The 17,731-nt window shown below is 52.6% G+C and carries 18 protein-coding genes; 10 read left to right on the forward strand and 8 right to left on the reverse strand.

Annotated features, from left to right (window positions below; genetic code table 11):
* Positions 1-170: 170 nt before the first annotated feature.
* Positions 171-716, reverse strand: a complete 546-nt coding sequence (orn, locus tag HV345_RS21170) for an oligoribonuclease (RefSeq protein ID WP_016151407.1) — start codon at positions 714-716, stop codon at positions 171-173.
* 105 nt (positions 717-821) lie between these two features.
* Here orn and rsgA point away from each other — a divergent pair, with 105 nt between their 5' ends.
* From rsgA to mscM, 3 genes are all read left to right on the forward strand, one after another.
* Positions 822-1,874 carry a small ribosomal subunit biogenesis GTPase RsgA gene (gene rsgA, locus HV345_RS21175; protein WP_019078196.1) on the forward strand — a complete coding sequence of 351 codons (1,053 nt, stop codon included), beginning with the start codon at positions 822-824 and terminating at the stop codon, positions 1,872-1,874.
* A gap of 92 nt (positions 1,875-1,966) precedes the next feature.
* Positions 1,967-2,935 (forward strand): archaetidylserine decarboxylase, encoded by a 969-nt coding sequence (asd, locus tag HV345_RS21180; protein ID WP_047358902.1) that lies wholly within the window; start codon positions 1,967-1,969, stop codon positions 2,933-2,935.
* A 17-nt stretch (positions 2,936-2,952) separates the two neighbouring features.
* Positions 2,953-6,267: a miniconductance mechanosensitive channel MscM gene (mscM, locus tag HV345_RS21185; RefSeq protein ID WP_016151404.1), complete on the forward strand. Its 3,315-nt coding sequence runs from the start codon at positions 2,953-2,955 to the stop codon at positions 6,265-6,267.
* A gap of 80 nt (positions 6,268-6,347) precedes the next feature.
* Here the strand turns inward: mscM and yjeM are convergent, their stop codons facing one another.
* The gene (gene yjeM, locus HV345_RS21190) at positions 6,348-7,850 is read right to left on the reverse strand and encodes a glutamate/gamma-aminobutyrate family transporter YjeM (RefSeq protein ID WP_080859584.1); all 1,503 of its coding nucleotides are present in this window, start codon (positions 7,848-7,850) and stop codon (positions 6,348-6,350) included.
* A 213-nt stretch (positions 7,851-8,063) separates the two neighbouring features.
* A complete protein-coding gene (gene epmA / locus HV345_RS21195; protein WP_104651675.1) occupies positions 8,064-9,041 on the reverse strand; it encodes an elongation factor P--(R)-beta-lysine ligase in 978 nt (325 codons plus the stop codon).
* A 324-nt stretch (positions 9,042-9,365) separates the two neighbouring features.
* Between epmA and frdA the strand changes: the two genes are divergently transcribed.
* Genes frdA through frdD form a run of 4 tightly spaced genes read left to right on the forward strand, consistent with a single transcriptional unit; the run spans position 9,366 to position 12,656 of the window.
* The gene (gene frdA / locus HV345_RS21200) at positions 9,366-11,156 is read left to right on the forward strand and encodes a fumarate reductase (quinol) flavoprotein subunit (RefSeq protein ID WP_016151402.1); all 1,791 of its coding nucleotides are present in this window, start codon (positions 9,366-9,368) and stop codon (positions 11,154-11,156) included.
* Positions 11,149-11,883 carry a fumarate reductase iron-sulfur protein gene (gene frdB, locus HV345_RS21205; RefSeq protein WP_006686291.1) on the forward strand — a complete coding sequence of 245 codons (735 nt, stop codon included), beginning with the start codon at positions 11,149-11,151 and terminating at the stop codon, positions 11,881-11,883. Before frdA ends, frdB begins: the two co-directional genes overlap by 8 nt.
* Positions 11,884-11,893: 10 nt before the next feature.
* Complete coding sequence (frdC, locus tag HV345_RS21210; protein WP_047414965.1) at positions 11,894-12,289, forward strand: fumarate reductase subunit FrdC; 396 nt, start codon at positions 11,894-11,896, stop codon at positions 12,287-12,289.
* A gap of 10 nt (positions 12,290-12,299) precedes the next feature.
* Positions 12,300-12,656 (forward strand): fumarate reductase subunit FrdD, encoded by a 357-nt coding sequence (gene frdD, locus HV345_RS21215; RefSeq protein ID WP_003025535.1) that lies wholly within the window; start codon positions 12,300-12,302, stop codon positions 12,654-12,656.
* Between the two features lie 44 nt (positions 12,657-12,700).
* Here the strand turns inward: frdD and ampR are convergent, their stop codons facing one another.
* Positions 12,701-13,573, reverse strand: coding sequence for a LysR family transcriptional regulator AmpR (gene ampR / locus HV345_RS21220; protein ID WP_016151400.1), 873 nt, complete (start codon positions 13,571-13,573; stop codon positions 12,701-12,703).
* A gap of 131 nt (positions 13,574-13,704) precedes the next feature.
* On the opposite strand from ampR, the gene blaCMY reads away from it, so the two are divergent.
* Positions 13,705-14,850 (forward strand): CMY-2 family class C beta-lactamase, encoded by a 1,146-nt coding sequence (gene blaCMY, locus HV345_RS21225; protein ID WP_181636024.1) that lies wholly within the window; start codon positions 13,705-13,707, stop codon positions 14,848-14,850.
* 93 nt (positions 14,851-14,943) lie between these two features.
* On the forward strand, positions 14,944-15,477 hold the full coding sequence (locus HV345_RS21230; RefSeq protein ID WP_103766922.1) for a lipocalin family protein: 534 nt from the start codon (positions 14,944-14,946) through the stop codon (positions 15,475-15,477).
* On the opposite strand, the gene sugE is transcribed toward HV345_RS21230, so the two are convergent.
* Positions 15,474-15,791: a quaternary ammonium compound efflux SMR transporter SugE gene (gene sugE, locus HV345_RS21235; RefSeq protein ID WP_016151397.1), complete on the reverse strand. Its 318-nt coding sequence runs from the start codon at positions 15,789-15,791 to the stop codon at positions 15,474-15,476. The genes HV345_RS21230 and sugE overlap by 4 nt on opposite strands.
* Before the next feature lie 256 nt (positions 15,792-16,047).
* Here sugE and HV345_RS21240 point away from each other — a divergent pair, with 256 nt between their 5' ends.
* On the forward strand, positions 16,048-16,647 hold the full coding sequence (locus HV345_RS21240; protein ID WP_046275848.1) for a LuxR C-terminal-related transcriptional regulator: 600 nt from the start codon (positions 16,048-16,050) through the stop codon (positions 16,645-16,647).
* A gap of 30 nt (positions 16,648-16,677) precedes the next feature.
* Here HV345_RS21240 and ecnB read toward each other — a convergent pair whose 3' ends face one another.
* The 3 genes from ecnB to efp form a co-directional block, all read right to left on the reverse strand.
* Entirely contained in the window at positions 16,678-16,824 is a 147-nt protein-coding gene (ecnB, locus tag HV345_RS21245; RefSeq protein WP_016151395.1) for a lipoprotein toxin entericidin B, read from the reverse strand.
* Between the two features lie 107 nt (positions 16,825-16,931).
* Positions 16,932-17,066: a lipoprotein antitoxin entericidin A gene (ecnA, locus tag HV345_RS21250; RefSeq protein WP_016151394.1), complete on the reverse strand. Its 135-nt coding sequence runs from the start codon at positions 17,064-17,066 to the stop codon at positions 16,932-16,934.
* Between the two features lie 57 nt (positions 17,067-17,123).
* A complete protein-coding gene (gene efp / locus HV345_RS21255; RefSeq protein WP_003025478.1) occupies positions 17,124-17,690 on the reverse strand; it encodes an elongation factor P in 567 nt (188 codons plus the stop codon).
* Between the last annotated feature and the right edge of the window lie 41 nt (positions 17,691-17,731).

Raw genomic sequence — 17,731 nt, forward strand, 5'->3', positions numbered from 1 at the left:
AAATCCGTTTAGCTGCAACCCCCCTAAAAGCGATTTTTTCGTTTTTCTGTTTAAGTGCTGAATTTATCGGCAAGTCGTCTAATTTAGCGACAATCATACCTCAGTGCAAGCGCGCAGGAACGATATTCGTAGGCCGGGTAAGCCACAGCGCCGTCCGGCCATCCACAAAATCAAAGCTTAATAAAATGTTCGCGATAGTAAGCAAGCTCAGCAACAGATTCACGAATATCGTCCATCGCCTGATGCGTTCCCTGCTTGGTGAAGCCAGCAAGAATTTCCGGCTTCCAACGACGCGCCAGCTCTTTCAGCGTACTGACGTCAAGATAGCGATAATGGAAATACGCCTCCAGCTCCGGCATGTATTTAAACAGGAAACGACGATCCTGACCGATGCTGTTGCCGCAGATAGGTGATTTCCCTTCTGGAACCCACTCTTTCAAAAAAGCCAGCGTAGCCAGTTCAGCTTCACGATCCCCCATGGTGCTCGCCTTCACGCGATCCACTAGCCCACTACCGGTATGCGTACGTACGTTCCAGTCATCCATTAATGCCAGCTGTTCGTCGGACTGGTGCACCGCAATTGTCGGTCCTTCAGCCAGAATATTCAGGTTGGCATCCGTCACCAGCGTGGCTATCTCAATTATGCGATCGCGCTCGGGATCCAGACCTGTCATCTCCAGATCGATCCAAATCAGGTTGTTTTCATTGGCACTCATGCTATTTTCCACCCTTCAGCGTCACATTCAGTGTGACTATATTCATCTAAAATTGCGTGTATCATAAATGTTTTGCCCATTATGGGCGACCAGGAGTCAGTCCGATTGAGTAAAAATAAACTCTCCAAAGGCCAACAGCGCCGTGTGAACGCCAATCACCAGCGTCGTCTGAAAACGTCCACGGAGAAGCCAGACTACGACGACAACCTGTTTGGCGAAACCGCTGAAGGCATCGTTATCAGCCGTTTTGGCATGCATGCCGACGTGGAATCTGCTGACGGTGAGATTCACCGCTGCAACATCCGCCGTACAATTCGCTCGCTGGTGACCGGCGATCGCGTTGTCTGGCGCCCGGGAAAAGCAGCAGCAGAAGGCGTGAATGTCAAAGGCATCGTTGAAGCGGTACACGAGCGTACCTCGGTACTGACACGTCCCGACTTTTACGACGGGGTGAAACCCATTGCCGCCAACATCAACCAGATCGTTATTGTCTCAGCCATCTTACCCGAGCTGTCACTCAATATTATCGACCGGTATCTGGTAGCCTGTGAAACGCTACACGTTGAACCGATTATCGTATTGAATAAGATCGATCTGCTGGATGACGAAGGCATGGCCTTTGTTAACGAACAGATGGATATTTATCGCCACATTGGCTATCGCGTGTTGATGGTATCAAGCCGCACGAAAGACGGCCTGAAACCGCTTGAAGAAGCATTAACCGATCGCATCAGCATTTTTGCCGGTCAGTCGGGCGTTGGTAAATCTAGCCTGCTCAATAATCTTCTCGGTCTGCAGGAAGAGATCCTGACCAACGATGTCTCCGACAACTCCGGCCTTGGACAGCACACCACCACTGCCTCTCGCCTGTATCATTTCCCGCACGGTGGCGACGTTATCGACTCCCCTGGCGTACGTGAGTTCGGATTGTGGCATCTGGAGCCGGAACAAATCACACATGGTTTTGTCGAATTCCATGACTACCTGGGCCACTGCAAATACCGCGACTGCAAGCATGATACCGATCCAGGCTGCGCTATCCGTGAGGCCGTAGAAAAAGGGGCAATAGCCGAAACTCGGTTTGAAAATTATCACCGCATCCTGGAAAGCATGGCGCAGGTAAAAACACGTAAAAACTTTTCTGATACAGACAACTGACAACTAAGCTAAGCATCGCTAGAATCGTCCCCCTTTTTTCAGGATCCGGCCCGTATGCCGGATCGGGAACAAATTATGGCCTGGAGGCTACCTTGTTAAACTCATTTAAGCTTTCGCTACAATACATTCTGCCGAAACTATGGCTCACTCGCCTGGCGGGTTGGGGTGCGAGCAAACGAGCAGGATGGCTGACTAAACTGGTTATCGATCTGTTCGTGAAATATTACAAGGTCGATATGAAAGAGGCGCAAAAGCCGGACACCGCCAGCTATCGCACCTTTAACGACTTCTTTGTTCGCCCACTGCGCGACGACGTTCGCCCGATTAACACCGATCCAAACGTACTGGTCATGCCTGCTGACGGCGTGATTAACCAGTTAGGAAGCATCGAAGAAGACAAACTGCTGCAGGCCAAAGGGCACAGCTATACCCTTGAAGCACTGCTGGCCGGCAACTACCAGATGGCGGACAAATTCCGCAACGGTACGTTTGTGACCACTTACTTATCTCCACGCGATTACCACCGTGTACATATGCCGTGTAACGGTATCCTGCGTGAAATGATGTACGTGCCAGGCGATCTCTTCTCTGTAAATATCCTGACTGCGCAAAACGTTCCAAACCTGTTTGCACGCAACGAACGCGTAATCTGTCTGTTTGATACCGAATTTGGCCCGATGGTGCAGATTCTGGTCGGCGCGACCATCGTTGGCAGTATTGAAACCGCATGGGCTGGCACCATTACCCCACCGCGTGAAGGCGTCATCAAACGCTGGACCTGGCCGGAAGGCGAAAGCGAAGGGTCGGTGGCGCTGTTGAAAGGTCAGGAAATGGGCCGCTTTAAGCTCGGTTCCACCGTTATCAACCTGTTCGCGCCTGGCAAAGTTAACCTGGTTGAGCAGTTGCAGGACCTTTCAGTGACCAAAATCGGCCAGCCAATGGCCATCTCGACCGAGACATTCGTGACGCCAGAGGCAGAACCTGCCCCGCTTGCGAAAGAAGAGATCGAAGCAGAACACGACGCCAGCCCGCTGGTTGACGACAAAAAAGACGAAAGTTAAACATAGGAATCGCTGCTGTGCGCCTGATTATCACTTTTCTGATGGCCTGGTGCCTCAGCCTGGGGGCGTACGCTGCGACGGCCCCCGATGCCAAACAACTCACCCAGGAACTGGAGCAGGCAAAAGCGGCGAAACCTGCTCAGCCAGAAACCGTTGAGGCTCTCCAGTCCGCGCTGAATGCCCTCGAGGAGCGTAAAGGTTCTCTCGAGCGTGCCCAGCAATATCAGCAGGTTATTGATAACTTCCCCAAGCTGTCCGCAACATTACGCGCGCAGCTTAGCAACCTGCGCGATGAACCGCGCAATGTGCCAACCGGACTCACCACCGATGCGTTAAACCAGGAGATCCTCCAGGTCAGCAGCCAACTGTTGGAAAAGAGTCGTCAGGCCCAGCAGGAGCAGGATCGCGCCCGGGAAATCGCCGACTCGTTAAGCCAGCTTCCTCAACAGCAAACCGATGCCCGCCGCCAGCTAAATGAGCTTGAGCGACGTATTGGTACCGCCAACTCTAATCCCGCGCAGAATCAGGCGATGCAGGCTGAATCCGCCAAACTCAAAGCCCTGGTCGATGAACTGGAGCTGGCGCAGCTTTCCGCTAATAACCGCCAGGAACTGGCGCGTATGCGCTCAGAGCTGGCGGAAAAACAGAGCCAGCAGCTCGATACTTACCTGCAGGCTTTGCGCAACCAGCTCAACAGTCAACGTCAGCGTGAGGCAGAGCGAGCGCTGGAAAGCACCGAACTGTTGGCGGAAAACAGCGCGGGACTGCCGGAAGGTATTGTCGACCAGTTCAAGGTTAACCGCGAACTGTCTCAGGCATTAAACCAGCAGGCGCAACGTATGGACCTGGTCGCCTCGCAACAGCGTCAAGCCGCCAGCCAAACGCTGCAGGTGCGCCAGGCATTGAATACGCTGCGAGAGCAGTCTCAGTGGCTTGGGGTCTCAAATATGCTGGGAGAAGCGCTGCGCGCGCAGGTATCCCGTTTACCGGAAATGCCCAAGCCTCAGCAGTTGGATACCGAAATGGCGCAGCTTCGCGTGCACCGTATGCGCTATGAGGATCTCCTCAATAAACAGCCGCAGTTGCGTCAGATTCATCAGGCCGATGGACAACCGCTGACCGCTGAACAGAGCAGCATTCTCAACGCCCAGTTACGCACCCAACGTGAGCTGCTGAACTCTTTGTTACAGGGTGGCGATACGCTGATCCTTGAGCTGACCAAGCTCAAAGTCTCTAACAGCCAACTGGAAGATGCGCTAAAAGAGGTCAACGAAGCAACGCACCGCTATCTTTTCTGGACCTCGGACGTTAGCCCCATCTCCCTCTCCTGGCCTGTCGACATCGTCCAGGATCTGCGGCGTCTGATCTCATTAGATACGTTTAATCAGTTGGGCAAAGCCAGCATCATGATGCTGACCAGCAAAGAAACGCTGCTGCCGCTTTTCGCGGCATTGGTGCTGGTTGGCTTTAGCCTCTCTTCGCGCAAACACTTCACCCGTTTTCTGGAGCGTTCATCTGCGCGGGTCGGGAAAGTCACCCAGGACCACTTCTGGCTGACGATACGCACGGTGTTCTGGTCGATACTCGTCGCTTCTCCGTTGCCGGTGCTGTGGGCAACGCTCGGTTACGGATTGCAGGAAGCCTGGCCTTATCCATTGGCTGTCGCTATCGGGGATGGCGTTACCGCCACGGTGCCCATGCTGTGGGCAGTAATGATTTGCGCCACCTTTGCGCGCCCCAACGGTCTGTTCATTGCCCACTTTGGCTGGCCGCGTAACCGCGTCGCGAAAGCCATGCACTATTACCTGATGAGTATCGGGCTGATTGTGCCGCTGATCATGGCGGTGATTATGTTTGATAATCTCAATGACCGGGAATTCTCCGCCTCACTGGGGCGTTTGTGCTTTATTCTGATTTGCGGTGCGCTGGCGGTCGTGACCCTGAGCCTGAAACGCGCCGGGATACCGCTGTACCTCGATAAAGAAGGCAACAGCGATAACATGGTCAACAGCATGCTGTGGAATATGCTGATGGGCGCACCGCTGATTGCCATTCTCGCTGCGGCAGTGGGCTATCTCGCCACGTCGCAAGCTTTACTGGCGCGTCTGGAAACGTCCGTAGCTATCTGGTTCTTGTTACTGGTGGTGTATCACGTTATCCGCCGCTGGATGCTGATCCAGCGCCGCCGACTGGCGTTTGACCGCGCCAAGCATCGACGTGCCGAAATGCTGGCGCAGCGCGCACGGGGTGAAGAAGAACCAGCGCATTCCACCAGCCTTGAAGGCACGATTGATGTTGATGAAAGCGAAGTGGATCTGGATGCTATCAGCGCGCAATCACTGCGCCTGGTGCGCTCTATCCTGATGCTTATCGCCCTGCTCTCGGTCATTGTGCTGTGGTCAGAAATTCATTCCGCTTTCGGCTTCCTGGAAAATATCTCGTTGTGGGATGTCACCTCCACGGTGCAGGGTGTGGAAAGTTTAGAGCCGATAACGCTGGGTGCAGTGCTTATCGCAATCCTGGTGTTTATCATCACTACCCAGTTAGTGCGCAACCTGCCCGCGCTGCTGGAGTTGGCGCTGCTGCAACATCTCGATTTAACCCCCGGCACCGGTTACGCCATCACCACCATCACCAAGTACCTGCTGATGCTGATTGGCGGTCTGGTGGGCTTCTCAATGATCGGTATTGAGTGGTCCAAACTGCAATGGCTGGTAGCGGCTCTCGGTGTCGGTCTGGGCTTTGGTTTGCAGGAGATCTTCGCCAACTTTATTTCCGGCCTGATTATCCTCTTTGAAAAACCAATCCGCATTGGCGACACGGTGACGATTCGCGATCTTACCGGTAGCGTGACGAAAATTAATACCCGCGCCACGACCATCAGCGACTGGGACCGCAAAGAGATCATCGTGCCCAACAAAGCCTTTATCACCGAGCAGTTTATCAACTGGTCGTTATCGGATTCGGTCACCCGTGTGGTATTAACCATCCCGGCACCGTCGGAGGCTAACAGCGAGGAGGTTACGCAGATCCTCCTTACTGCCGCACAACGCTGCTCGCTGGTTATCGATAACCCGGCGCCAGAAGTCTTCCTGGTTGACCTGCAGCAAGGGATTCAAATCTTCGAACTGCGTATTTATGCCGCTGAGATGGGGCATCGTATGCCGCTGCGCCACGAAATCCACCAGCTGATTCTGGCTGGCTTCCGTGAGCACGGTATCGATATGCCGTTCCCACCGTTCCAGATGCGTCTGGAGAGCCTCGGCGGTAAGCAAACGGGAAGAACCTTAAGTTCTGCGGGCAGAAGCAGTCGCCCGGCGGGGAGTTTGTAAACAAAAATGATGCCGGATGGCAGCTTCGCCGAATCCGGCCTACGAAGAATCATTTTTGTAGGCCGGATTCAGCAGGAAGTTTACTCCACCGCCCACTCAGGCTCGTTGGCCGTGCGGCGGCTGTAGTTCTGATAAATCGCCATTGCCAACAGCGAGAAGAAGATCGGGCCTCCGGTCATCCACAATGCGCTGTTCCAGTCCCCTGCTTCAATCACCGGCTGGATGATGGTGAACACATTGGCAAACGTCACCACCAGCACAACCACCGATGTGGCCAGTAACGTCGCCGCTCGGGTTTTAAAGACAACAAACGGTCTTTCCAGGCCCGTACGGGCTTTAAAGAACGGAAACGCCAGCGCGAGGAACAGATACGGCAGCGTCATCGAGACGTTCGCCATCAGCGTCAGTTTGTTATAGAACGCTGAAGCCGTATCGCCGCCAAACGAAACCAGCAGGATAAACAGGCTCACCAGCAGGCACTGCAACCACATTGCCGTCGTCGGCATCCCCACGGCATTCAGTTTGGTCATCGGCGCTGGCCACAGCGCCTTCGGCGTTCCCTGAATAATCGCTTTTAGTGGCGAATAGCTGAGCGTGAAAAAAGCGCCGGTATAGGCGAGAAACATAGAAAGCCCGGTGATACGCGCGAACCACACCCCCGTCACCATCGCGGTTTCAGGAGAAACATGCAGCGCGTTACCTAACGTCATCCCGAGGCTTTTCATCAGGATATACGTTATATTGCCGAGGTTGACCGAGCTATTGCTTAATACTTGCTGCCAGTTGGTGCTAACGCCCCATAAAAATATGGCCAGTGAATAACCGACAGAAATGACAATCGCGGCAAAGACAATGCCTTTCGCAAAGTTCTTTTCTGGCTTTTCTGTTTTATCAACTAATCCCCCCACGGCTTCTATTCCGCCGTAAGCAAAAATAGCAAACACAACAAATGACAACATGGCCAGACCGGACTGATATCCCGGATTAGGCGAGGAGATGAAATTAATATCCTGCGCAAAGTGACCACCAGTTAATAACAAAATAGCGACACTCACTAACAACAGAACTAAATTAAGACACATTACGGCAATTCCGCCTACTGCCGTAATACGAGCAATCTTATTAATACCCCGGGAGGCCACGCAGGTTACCAGAATCATCCAACCGACGGCGAGCAACCCGACGACCTGCGTAGGCTCAAGCCCCGCAAAACGCCAGTGCTGCGTCATGTCTGCGCCAAATAAGAAGGTTGAAAAAGGTACCCAGACTTTCGCTGCGGTACTTACCATCCATATTACATAGGAAGAAAACCACATAAACGTGCCGATAAACGCATAGCGTGGCCCAACGCTATTATTCATCCACGAATAGATTCCGCCCTCTTCTTTCCGATAGGCAGCCCCCATTTCCGCCATCATTAAAGCAAATGGGATAAAGAATAATAATGCAGAAAATATATACCACGGAATCGCGCTATACCCCATTAAATAGAATGCGGAGGGGCTATTCGCAAAACCGAAAACAGACGTAAATATCATGAGGATGAGACCTATTAGGCTCATCTTTTTTATTGTTTGGGTCATTAAACCATCCCTTACTCTGGCAAGCGTTTAACAAACGCCACTCACCGGTTGGCACTGCCCTCTTTTCAGAGTTCAGCGATAGAAAAATCAACACAGAATTGATACCTGAACGATATCAAATATCCAGGAGTAAATTGTGGCTATTATAGGGTAAATGAAAAAATATGCTACAAAGTGGCTATTTCACCGCCACTTTGTATTGAAGGAGAGACGTTACGCGCGATCGACGGTAAATGCGATAACCTCGGCCAGGCTCTCTGCACCCAGCGCCAGCATCACCAGACGGTCAACGCCCAGCGCCACGCCAGAGCAATCCGGCATACCCACTTTTAACGCTTCAAGCAGGTTGGTGTCGATAGGCTGCTGCGGCAAGCCACGCGCGGCACGTTTGCGGTTATCCTGTTCAAACCGCTGCTGCTGTTCGCGCGCGTCGGTCAATTCATGGAAACCATTCGCCAGCTCAATACCTTTGTAGTAAACCTCGAAACGTTCAGCCACGCGGTGATCTTCGGTACTGATTTGCGCCAGTGATGCCTGGCTGGCCGGGAAATGATACACAAACGTCGGTTTGTCTTTGCCAATATGCGGCTCAACGCCCATCGTAAACAGCAACTGCAGTAAGGTGTCCCGGTCTTCTTCGGTATCGGCGATATTACTGAGATCCAATTTCGCCGCCACTTCCCGCAGTTGGGTTTTATCTGCAGACAGCGGGTCTATCTCCAGATGGCGCTGGAAGGCTTGCTGGTACGAGAGACTTTCCGCAGGTGAGCAGTCCAGCACCTGCTGGAGCAAATCATCCACTTCATTCATCAGGCGATACATATCGTAGTGCGGACGATACCACTCGAGCATGGTGAATTCAGGGTTATGATGACGCCCCATCTCTTCATTACGGAAGCTGCGGCACAATTGATACACCGGGCCGCATCCTGCCACCAGCAGGCGCTTCATATGGTATTCCGGGCTGGTCATTAAATAGAGATTCATTCCCTGGGCGTGTCCAGGGCCGACGAAACGCGTTTCGAACGGGAACAGATGGATGTCCGTTACCGTTGCCTGACTCATACAAGGGGTCTCAACCTCAAGCACGCCACGATCGGCAAAAAAGCGGCGAATCTCCGCTATAATTGCTGCACGTTTTAACAGATTGGGGATGGACGCGCTCGGCCGCCAGGTTGCCGTTTCGCTCATGGTTGTTTCTCCGATTTAAGACAAGGGCACGAAGTCTACTCGTATCGCGTTAACGAGACAAATTTCGCGCGCCAATAATCCACACTGGCAATTGGATAAAAAAAGCGACATGGGGTGGTTTAGTAATTAAATTAATCAAATTCAATGATAATTCCCCCCTTTGACACGCTAAAAAAATCGAACACGTCAAATTTCCCGCACATCCCTGAGACTATACTATTGTACCTATAAAGGAGCAGTGGAAACGCGTTCATAACCTGTTTGAAGCCGATGAAGCATCTGATTTCAGGCAGGAATGAAATAACAACAATCTGGAGGAATGTCGTGCAAACCTTTCAAGCCGATCTTGCCATTATAGGCGCCGGTGGCGCGGGATTACGTGCTGCAATTGCTGCCGCACAAGCAAATCCCAACGCTAAAATCGCACTGATCTCAAAAGTGTACCCAATGCGCAGCCATACCGTTGCTGCCGAAGGCGGCTCTGCTGCTGTCGCGCAGGATCATGACAGCTTTGACTACCATTTTCACGATACGGTAGCAGGCGGAGACTGGCTGTGTGAGCAGGATGTCGTGGATTACTTTGTCCACCACTGCCCAACTGAAATGACGCAACTGGAACAATGGGGCTGCCCATGGAGCCGCCGTGAAGACGGTAGCGTCAACGTACGTCGCTTCGGCGGTATGAAAATCGAGCGTACCTGGTTTGCCGCGGATAAAACCGGCTTCCACATGTTGCATACGCTGTTCCAAACATCTTTGCAGTTCCCACAGATTCAGCGCTTTGACGAACACTTCGTTCTGGATATCCTGGTTGATGATGGCCATGCTCGCGGCCTGGTTGCCATGAACATGATGGAAGGCACGCTGATGCAGATCCGTGCTAATGCTGTTGTGATGGCAACGGGCGGCGCAGGTCGTGTTTACCGTTACAACACCAACGGCGGCATCGTAACTGGCGACGGTATGGGCATGGCGCTGAGCCACGGCGTTCCGCTGCGTGATATGGAATTCGTTCAGTATCACCCGACGGGTCTGCCAGGCTCTGGTATCCTGATGACCGAAGGCTGCCGTGGTGAAGGCGGTATCCTGGTCAACAAAAACGGCTACCGTTATCTGCAAGATTACGGCATGGGTCCGGAAACCCCGCTGGGCGAACCGAAAAACAAATACATGGAACTCGGTCCGCGCGACAAAGTTTCTCAGGCTTTCTGGCACGAATGGCGTAAAGGCAACACCATTTCCACCCCGCGTGGCGATGTGGTTCACCTCGACCTCCGTCACCTCGGCGAGAAAAAACTGCTCGAACGTTTACCGTTCATCTGCGAACTGGCGAAAGCCTACGTGGGTGTCGATCCGGTTAAAGAGCCGATCCCGGTACGTCCTACCGCGCACTACACCATGGGCGGTATCGAAACCGATCAGCACTGTGAAACCCGCATTAAAGGTCTGTTCGCTGTGGGCGAATGTTCCTCTGTTGGTCTGCATGGCGCTAACCGTCTGGGTTCTAACTCCCTGGCGGAACTCGTGGTCTTCGGTCGTATGGCCGGTGAACAGGCTGCAGAACGTGCTGCAACGGCTGGCGCTGCAAACAGTGCCGCGCTCGATGCGCAGGTTGCTGGCGTTGAAAAACGTCTGAAAGATCTGGTTAACCAGGAAGGTAACGAAAACTGGTCTAAGATCCGTGACGAAATGGGCCTGTCCATGGAAGAAGGTTGCGGTATCTACCGTACACCGGAACTCATGCAGAAAACCGTTGATAAACTGGCGGAGCTGCAGGAACGCTTCAAGCGCGTACGTATCACTGATACCTCCAGCGTCTTCAACACCGACCTGCTGTACACCATCGAACTGGGTCACGGTCTGAACGTTGCTGAATGTATGGCGCACTCTGCTCTGGCGCGTAAAGAATCCCGCGGCGCGCATCAGCGTCTGGATGAAGGCTGCACCGAGCGTGACGATGTGAACTTCCTCAAACACACCCTCGCCTTCCGCGATGCTGACGGCACGACTCGTCTGGAATACAGCGACGTGAAAATCACCACTCTGCCACCGGCTAAACGTGTTTACGGTGGCGAAGCGGAAGCAGCCGATAAGAAGGAGAAGGCGAATGGCTGAGATGAAAAACCTGAAAGTTGAGGTGGTGCGCTATAACCCGGAAACCGATACCGCGCCGCACAGTGCTTTCTACGAAGTTCCTTATGATGAAACCACGTCATTGCTGGATGCGTTGGGCTACATCAAGGATAACCTGGCACCGGACCTGAGCTACCGCTGGTCCTGCCGTATGGCGATCTGCGGCTCCTGCGGCATGATGGTCAACAATGTACCTAAACTGGCGTGCAAAACCTTCCTGCGTGATTACACCAACGGCATGAAGGTTGAAGCGCTGGGCAACTTCCCGATTGAGCGCGATCTGGTCGTCGACATGACGCACTTTATCGAAAGCCTGGAAGCGATCAAACCGTACATCATCGGTAACCCGCGTACACCGGATCAGGGTCCAAACACCCAGACTCCGGCGCAGATGGCGAAGTATCATCAGTTCTCCGGTTGCATCAACTGTGGTCTGTGCTACGCCGCGTGCCCGCAGTTCGGCCTGAACCCAGAGTTCATTGGACCGGCTGCGATTACGCTGGCGCATCGTTACAACGAAGATAGCCGCGACCACGGTAAGAAGGAGCGTATGGCTCAGTTGAACAGCCCGAACGGCGTCTGGTCCTGTACTTTTGTGGGCTACTGCTCCGAAGTCTGCCCGAAACACGTCGATCCGGCTGCAGCCATTCAGCAGGGTAAAGTTGAAAGTTCAAAAGACTTTCTTATCGCTACCCTGAAACCACGCTAAGGAGTGCACGATGACGACTAAACGCAAACCCTATGTGCGACCAATGACGTCCACCTGGTGGAAAAAGCTGCCATTTTATCGTTTTTACATGCTGCGCGAAGGCACGGCGGTTCCGGCAGTCTGGTTCAGCATTGAACTGATTATCGGCCTGTTTGCACTCAAGCATGGTGCAGACTCCTGGATGGGCTTTGTCGCCTTTTTGCAAAACCCGGTGGTGGTGATCCTGAATATTATCGCCCTGGCAGCAGCGCTGCTGCATACCAAAACGTGGTTTGAGCTGGCGCCAAAAGCTGCCAACATCATCGTAAAAGACGAAAAAATGGGGCCAGAGCCGATCATCAAAGGTCTCTGGGCAGTTACTGTGGTTGCGACAGTAGTAATACTGTTTGTTGCCCTGTTCTGGTAAGGAGTCCGGAATGATTAATCCAAATCCAAAACGCTCTGACGAACCCGTATTCTGGGGCCTGTTTGGTGCAGGCGGTATGTGGAGCGCAATCATTGCGCCGGTGATGATCCTGCTGGTCGGCATTATGCTGCCGCTGGGCTTTGTTCCTGATGCTTTCAGCTATGAACGCGTACTGGCATTCGCTCAGAGCTTCATCGGACGTGCGTTTCTGTTCCTGATGATCGTTCTGCCGCTGTGGTGCGGTTTACACCGTATGCACCACGCAATGCATGACCTGAAAATCCACGTGCCTGCGGGCAAATGGGTATTCTACGGACTGGCAGCTATCCTGACCGTTGTAACGGCTATTGGGATCCTGACCATCTAATCGCATGCGTTAATTATCAGGCCCGCCAATGGCGGGCCTTTTTATTAGTGCAGCATCCCGGTCAACCAGCGGGAAAACTCACGCATCGCGGACGTCTCCGGACGAGATTGTAAACGCGTTATCCAGTAACTCCCCAGATCAATCTGCGTTAGAAAAGGCTGCACGATACGTTCACTACTGAGCAAATGCGTGAACATTCTTACCGGTGCAATTGCCACACCAATCCCCGCCTGCGCGGCTTCCAGCATTGAGACGGACGAGTCAAACACCACCACGTTGTGCGTCGGTGACGGAGGCGCTTCTCCGGCGGCCTGCATCCAAAGCGTCCATTCATCACGCCGATACGATCGTAATAACGGAAATTTCAGGATGTCCACAGGTGCTTTAATCTGCGAGGCCAATGTCGGTGAACACAGCGGAGACATCAGCGCACTACACAAATATTGCGCATCGGTATCGTGCCAGGCTCCTCCTCCGTAGCGAATAGTATAATCCAGCCCTTCGGCGGCGGGATCCACACGGTTATTGTGGGTGGAAATATGCAAATCAATATGCGGACAGTGGCGCTTAAAGTCGCTCAACAGAGGGAAAAGACAACCGACCGCAAAGGTCCCCACCACGCCAATTTTTAGTTTTTCCTGAGTCTGTTTAGTGGCAAAACGATCCAGCATCCCCGCCATACGATCGAAAGAGTCATTAAGTACAGGTAACAGACTTTCCCCTTCAGTCGTCAACATTAACCCTCGAGAACCACGTACAAAAAGCTGACAATTCAGCTGTTGCTCCAGCGCTTTCACATGCTGGCTTATTGCAGAATGCGTCACGTTGAGCTCAATCGCAGCGCGGGTAAAGCTGAGATGTCTGGCCGCTGCTTCAAAAGCCCGCAGCGAGTTAAGGGGGATATAGCTACGCGTCATTATCTGGCCTGTTAGAAAAACTTATATCTGCTGCTAAATTTAACCGTTTGTCAACACGGTGCAAATCAAACACACTGATTACGTCTGACGGGCCCGGACACCCTTTCGCTTTTAATTACGGAACTGATTTCATGATGAAAAAATCGATATGCTGCGCGCTGCTGCTGACAGCTTCGTTCTCCACGTTTGCCGCCGCAAAAACAGAACAACAAATTGCCGATATCGTTAACCGCACCATCACACCGCTGATGCAGGAGCAGGCTATTCCGGGTATGGCCGTTGCGATTATCTATCAGGGGAAACCTTATTACTTTACCTGGGGTAAAGCCGATATCGCCAATAACCGTCCAGTCACGCAACAAACGCTGTTTGAACTCGGATCGGTCAGTAAAACGTTCAACGGCGTGCTGGGCGGCGATGCTATCGCCCGCGGCGAAATTAAGCTCAGCGATCCGGTCACGCAGTACTGGCCTGAACTGACTGGTAAGCAGTGGCAGGGTATCAGCCTGCTGCACTTAGCCACCTACACGGCAGGCGGCCTGCCGCTTCAGGTTCCGGACGACGTTACGGATAAAGCCGCGTTACTACGCTTTTATCAAAACTGGCAGCCGCAATGGGCCCCAGGCGCTAAACGTCTTTATGCTAACTCCAGCATTGGCCTGTTTGGCGCCCTGGCGGTGAAACCCTCAGGCATGAGCTACGAAGAGGCGATGACGAAACGCGTCCTGCACCCCTTAAAACTGGCGCATACCTGGATTACGGTTCCGCAGAGCGAACAAAAAGATTATGCCTGGGGTTATCGCGAAGGAAAGCCAGTGCATGTATCCCCTGGCCAACTTGATGCCGAAGCCTACGGGGTGAAATCGAGCGTTATCGATATGACCCGTTGGGTTCAGGCCAACATGGACGCCAGCCAGGTTCAGGAGAAAACGCTCCAGCAGGGCATCGAGCTTGCGCAGTCACGTTACTGGCGTATTGGCGATATGTACCAGGGCCTGGGCTGGGAGATGCTGAACTGGCCGGTGAAGGCCAACTCGATAATTAGCGGTAGCGACAGCAAAGTGGCACTGGCAGCGCTTCCTGCCGTTGAGGTAAACCCGCCCGCGCCTGCCGTGAAAGCCTCATGGGTGCATAAAACGGGCTCCACTGGCGGATTCGGCAGCTACGTTGCTTTCGTTCCAGAAAAAAACCTTGGCATCGTGATGCTGGCAAACAAGAGCTACCCAAACCCTGTTCGCGTCGAGGCCGCCTGGCGCATTCTTGAAAAACTGCAGTAACGGACAAGGAGGCCCTGGATATTGGGCTTCCTTTCTTTCTCTTTTTTTCCTGCTGTCATCTACACTTAACAAAAATCCAGCAAGGAAAATCCCATGCGCATTCTGCCCGTCGTTGCTGCAGTTACGGCTGCATTTCTGGTTGTCGCTTGCAGCACCCCAACACCACCGAAAGGTGTTACCGTAGTAAATAACTTTGATGCCAAACGCTATCTGGGCACCTGGTATGAAATTGCGCGTTTCGACCATCGATTCGAGCGCGGACTGGAAAAAGTGACTGCTACCTACAGCCTGCGCGACGACGGCGGTATCAATGTTATTAACAAGGGCTATAACCCGGACAGAGGAATGTGGCAGAAAACGGAGGGGAAAGCCTACTTCACTGGCGACCCAAACCGCGCTGCGCTCAAGGTCTCGTTTTTTGGCCCCTTCTATGGCGGGTATAACGTGATTGCCCTCGACAGGGAATATCGTCACGCGCTGGTTTGCGGGCCGGATCGCGACTACCTGTGGATCCTTTCACGGACCCCTACTATTTCAGATGAAATGAAACAGCAAATGCTGGCCATCGCGACCCGGGAAGGGTTTGAGGTGAATAAGCTGATTTGGGTAAAACAGCCTGGCGCTTAGTGGGTGCTCAGCTTGAGGCCAATAATACCGGCCACAATCAGCCCGAGGCTCAGTAACCGCGCCGGGCTGGCAGATTCACCCAGCAGCAGAATCCCTGTAATGGCCGCCCCGACTGCGCCGATACCGGTCCATACAGCATAGGCGGTTCCTACAGGCAACGTACGCATTGCCCAGGAGAGCATGGCGATACTGACGATCATTGCCACAATAGTGATAATGCTTGGCGTCAAACGCGTAAAACCGTGGGTATATTTCAGGCCAATCGCCCAGACAACTTCGAGCAGACCTGCAATTAATAATACGATCCAGGACATATCAGGCTCCAGAACAATGGGGCCGTCCCCGGTGAAAGAAGCGTTTGCAGGTCGTCCTGCAAAGCTGATGTGTGAAATGGCATTTTTGCCCGAGAGAAAATGAATTTCAACCTTTTTATTCGCTGCCCGCTAAAAGCAAGAATTAAGCATAATTAGCGGCGTAGTTCCCGCATTTGGCACTCATCGGAGTTCTCTATGATGAAGGGCTTTCTGAATCCGGAAAGTCGATTGCCTCTCTTCTGAATGCGAAAAGGTTATGCTTAAAATTTTAGTGATTGACCGGTGCCACTTTACCCGCACAGGGATTGAGGCCTTGCTTAATCATTCTGGCAGGTTCAGCTCCTCATTTCTTGTGTCAGGGATCAATAATCTCCTGTTAGCAAAAGAGCATATTTTGCAGTGGAAGCCGCATCTGGTGATCGCGGATTTATACAGTTTTATTAGCGAGACGCATACCAGTCCGCCAATTAAACCCTTTTTCATGAGCTGCGGCGTCATCCCGCTGATTTTACTGCAATCAGTTGAAAGACAGCACACCTCAATGGCTTCCTCTCAATCCGTCGCCTATTCGGTCTTAACCAAGCACACCACACTGAACGCGCTCTCACACACGATTCAGGAGGCGCTACAGCTTCGCCCCACATTAGAAATAGCCGAAAACGCGACTCCGCTGCTTACGCCGCAGGAGGAGAAAGTATTGTCGATGTGGATGGATGGTGTGAGTAACAATGCGATAGCCGCCGCACTCAGCATTCATGGCAAGACGGTCTACACCTATAAACGGAATATCCGCATGAAACTGCACATGGGGAACCGCTTCTCGCCGTTTCTCTCACTCCCCGGGAAGGGGAATTAACGGTACGACGTGACGTCGTACCGTTCATGATTATTGTTGAGCTTTTGTCGCTGCACCAGAGATTGCGCTACCGCCCTCAGAGATATCCTGCCCAACACCTTTCGTGGTATTGCACGCAGTCAACACTGAAGAAAGAACCAACACAGAAAAGATCGCAGCAATTGTCTTTTTAACCATAACGTCTTCCTTTTCTAGCCAATATTGTTTGTGTATAGCTCATTAATAATAGACAAGATCCGCAAGTGTGATGGATAAACAACCGTTTTTAAGACTATGAGAGAGTGTTAGCTGGCGGCGTGAGAGATTGAATTGCCAAGATGTTTGATGTCTTCACCGAAGCCGCGCGCGGTATTACAACCCGCCAGGAGAGTGCTGGTGAAAAGGATGAGCATTACAAGACTGAGAAGACGTTTCATCATTCCTGCCCTGGAAAAAGTATGGCGCAGCAACCTGCGCCATAAGATCAAATAGATATCTTATTTTACGCGAGAAACGTATTCGCCGGAGCGAGTATCCACTTTGATCACTTCACCGATCTGTACGAACAGCGGAACTTTAACGACTGCGCCAGTAGACAGAGTAGCCGGTTTGCCGCCAGTACCAGCGGTATCGCCTTTCAGACCTGGGTCAGTTTCAACGACTTCCAGCTCAACGAAGTTTGGCGGAGTCACGGAGATCGGCTGACCGTTCCACAGGGTCACGATGCATTCAGCCTGGTCCAGCAGCCATTTAGCGTTATCGCCTACCGCTTTCTCGTCTGCAGCCAGCTGTTCGAAAGTGGTGTTATTCATAAAGTGCCAGAACTCACCGTCGCTATACAGGAAGGTCAGGTTCATGTCGGCTACGTCTGCGCCTTCAGCGGAATCGGTAGACTTGAAGGTTTTCTCTACGCGAGTACCGGTCAGCAGGCGACGCAGCTTAACGCGCGCAAATGCCTGGCCCTTACCTGGTTTAACGAATTCGCTGGCTTCAACCGCATAAGGTTCGCCGTCCAACATGATTTTAAGACCAGCACGAAAATCGTTGCTATAGTACGTTGCCATAAGGCCCTCTGAAAATTGTTAACTGGTAGCTAAGCCACAAA

This window comes from Citrobacter sp. RHBSTW-00986, assembly GCF_013783065.1.
GTDB lineage: Bacteria > Pseudomonadota > Gammaproteobacteria > Enterobacterales > Enterobacteriaceae > Citrobacter > Citrobacter braakii.

Coding starts and splice junctions, on each gene's coding strand:
- ampR (WP_016151400.1), bottom strand. CDS start 13,573: ATGACGCGTAGCTATATCCCCCTTAACTCGCTGCGGGCTTTTGAAGCA.
- frdC (WP_047414965.1), top strand. CDS start 11,894: ATGACGACTAAACGCAAACCCTATGTGCGACCAATGACGTCCACCTGG.
- blaCMY (WP_181636024.1), top strand. CDS start 13,705: ATGATGAAAAAATCGATATGCTGCGCGCTGCTGCTGACAGCTTCGTTC.
- frdD (WP_003025535.1), top strand. CDS start 12,300: ATGATTAATCCAAATCCAAAACGCTCTGACGAACCCGTATTCTGGGGC.
- sugE (WP_016151397.1), bottom strand. CDS start 15,791: ATGTCCTGGATCGTATTATTAATTGCAGGTCTGCTCGAAGTTGTCTGG.
- yjeM (WP_080859584.1), bottom strand. CDS start 7,850: ATGACCCAAACAATAAAAAAGATGAGCCTAATAGGTCTCATCCTCATG.
- orn (WP_016151407.1), bottom strand. CDS start 716: ATGAGTGCCAATGAAAACAACCTGATTTGGATCGATCTGGAGATGACA.
- epmA (WP_104651675.1), bottom strand. CDS start 9,041: ATGAGCGAAACGGCAACCTGGCGGCCGAGCGCGTCCATCCCCAATCTG.
- frdB (WP_006686291.1), top strand. CDS start 11,149: ATGGCTGAGATGAAAAACCTGAAAGTTGAGGTGGTGCGCTATAACCCG.
- HV345_RS21230 (WP_103766922.1), top strand. CDS start 14,944: ATGCGCATTCTGCCCGTCGTTGCTGCAGTTACGGCTGCATTTCTGGTT.
- ecnA (WP_016151394.1), bottom strand. CDS start 17,066: ATGATGAAACGTCTTCTCAGTCTTGTAATGCTCATCCTTTTCACCAGC.
- ecnB (WP_016151395.1), bottom strand. CDS start 16,824: ATGGTTAAAAAGACAATTGCTGCGATCTTTTCTGTGTTGGTTCTTTCT.
- efp (WP_003025478.1), bottom strand. CDS start 17,690: ATGGCAACGTACTATAGCAACGATTTTCGTGCTGGTCTTAAAATCATG.
- HV345_RS21240 (WP_046275848.1), top strand. CDS start 16,048: ATGCTTAAAATTTTAGTGATTGACCGGTGCCACTTTACCCGCACAGGG.